Origin of the sequence: Intestinibacter sp., assembly GCF_022780145.1 — a bacterium.
Taxonomy (GTDB): Bacteria; Bacillota; Clostridia; order Peptostreptococcales; family Peptostreptococcaceae; genus Intestinibacter.
Genome location: NZ_JALEXO010000283.1, coordinates 1 through 2,197 on the forward strand (window position 1 = coordinate 1; position 2,197 = coordinate 2,197).

General features: G+C 32.5%; 2 protein-coding genes. Both read left to right on the forward strand.

Annotated features, from left to right (window positions below; genetic code table 11):
* Positions 1–36 precede the first annotated feature (36 nt).
* Entirely contained in the window at positions 37–918 is an 882-nt protein-coding gene (locus MR593_RS10690) for a methylenetetrahydrofolate reductase (protein ID WP_290692702.1), read from the forward strand.
* A gap of 153 nt (positions 919–1,071) precedes the next feature.
* On the forward strand, positions 1,072–2,197 hold a 1,126-nt coding region (lpdA, locus tag MR593_RS10695), incomplete at its 3' end, for a dihydrolipoyl dehydrogenase (RefSeq protein ID WP_290692704.1).

Consider the following 2,197-nt stretch of genomic DNA (forward strand, 5'->3'; position numbering starts at 1 on the left):
ATAAGAAAAGGTTATAAATAAAGGGGGATTTTTTAGATGAGTAAGTTACAAGAAGCATTTGAAAGAGGAGAATTTGCTATAACTGCTGAAATGGCACCTCCAAAAGGAACTGATTTATCACACTTAGCAGAATGTGCTAAAAAAGTTATTGGTAGAGTACATGCAGTTAACGTTACTGATAACCAATCTGCAGTAATGAGAACTTCATCTCTTGCTACATGTAAAATGTTAAAAGATTTAGGATTAGAACCAGTTATACAAATGACAGGTAGAGATAGAAACAGAATAGCTATAGAAAGTGAAATGCTTTCTGCAGGATTCTTTGGAATAGATAACTTATTAGCTTTAACAGGTGACCACGTATGTGTAGGTGACCATAAAAATGCTAAACCAGTATTCGACTTAGATTCAGTTAGTATATTATCTACTGCAACTATGATGAATAATGGTACTGATAGTACAGGATTAGAATTAAAAGGTAAAACAAACTTCTTCCTAGGAGCTTGTGTTACTCCAGAATACGATCCAATAGAAGTACAATTATTAAAAATGGAAAAGAAAATAGCAGCTGGTGCTAGATTCTTCCAAACTCAAGCTGTTTACGATATAGAACATATGAGAAAATTCAGAGAATTAACTAAAGATATGGACTGTAAAGTAATGGCTGGTATAGTTCCACTTAAATCACCAGGAATGGCAAAATTCATGACTGCTAACGTTCCAGGAATATTCGTTCCAGATGATCAAATCGAAAGATTAAAAGCAGCTGGTAAAGGAAACTATGTAGCTGAAGGTATAAAAATGGCTGGTGAATTCATAAGACAATTAAAAGAAGAAGACTTATGTGATGGTGTTCATATAATGGCTATAGGTGCAGAAGAAAATGTACCACTAATATTAGATGCTGCAGGTTTATAAAATCTAATAAAATAAATTAAAAAATTTAATATAAAAACAAGATAATTAATTCTATATTGGGTATAATATATATATAGATATTATATCTAATATAGATTAATATAAAGTTTAATTAATAAACAAATCATAAAAGGTAAATGGGGGAAATAACAAATGAAAATAGCAGTAATAGGAGGCGGCCCAGGAGGATATGTAGCAGCTTTAAAGGCAGCTATGCTTGGTGCTGAAGTAACTGTAATAGAAAAAAATAGATTAGGTGGTACTTGCTTAAACGTAGGTTGTATACCAACAAAAGCTTTATTAGCATCTTCTGATGTTCTTAGAACAGTAAGAGAAGCTAAAGACTTCGGTATAGAAGTTGAAGGTGAAGCTAAACCTAATTTTGAAGCTATAATGGCTAGAAGACATAAAATAACTGATGAATTAGTAGCAGGAATTCAATTCCTATTTGACAAAAGAGGAGTTAAAAAAATAGACGGTTTTGGTAAATTAGTAGATAAAAATACTATAGAAGTTACTAAAGCTGATGGAACTACTGAAACAGTTGTAGCTGATAAAATAATACTAGCTAATGGATCTGTACCAACAGTATTCCCAGGAATGCCTTATAATGGTAAAAACGTTATAACTTCTGATGAAATATTAAACTTAACTAAACAACCTGAATCATTAATAGTTGTTGGTGGTGGAGTTATAGGTAGTGAAATAGGACAATTCTTTGCAACTATAGGAACTAAAGTAACTATAATAGAAATGATACCTCAAATATTAGGTAGAATGGATTCTGAAGCAGCTAAAAACTTAGCTAGACAATTCAAAAAAGACAAAATAAAAGTTATGACAGGTGTAGGTGCAGACGAATACATAGTTAATGATGATTCTGTTGAAATAAAATTAAACAACGGTAAATCAGTAACTGCTGAAATGGTATTACTTTGCGTAGGTAGAAGACCTAACTTAGCTAACTCTGGTGTTGAAGAAGTTGGTATAGAAATGGCACCAAGAGGATTTATACAAGTTAATGAATATTTAGAAACAAGTGTTGAAGGTATATACGCAATAGGTGATATAATACCAGGAGCTATGCTTGCTCACGTTGCATCTGCTGAAGGTATGGTAGCAGCTGAAAATGCTGTTAAAGGTAACAGCGAAACAGTTAACTATAAAGCTATACCAAGTTGTGTTTACACTGAACCAGAAGTATCAGGTGTTGGTGTAACTGAAGACGAATTAAAAGCTAACGGTACTCCATACCATGTTGGTAGATTCGAATTCAGAG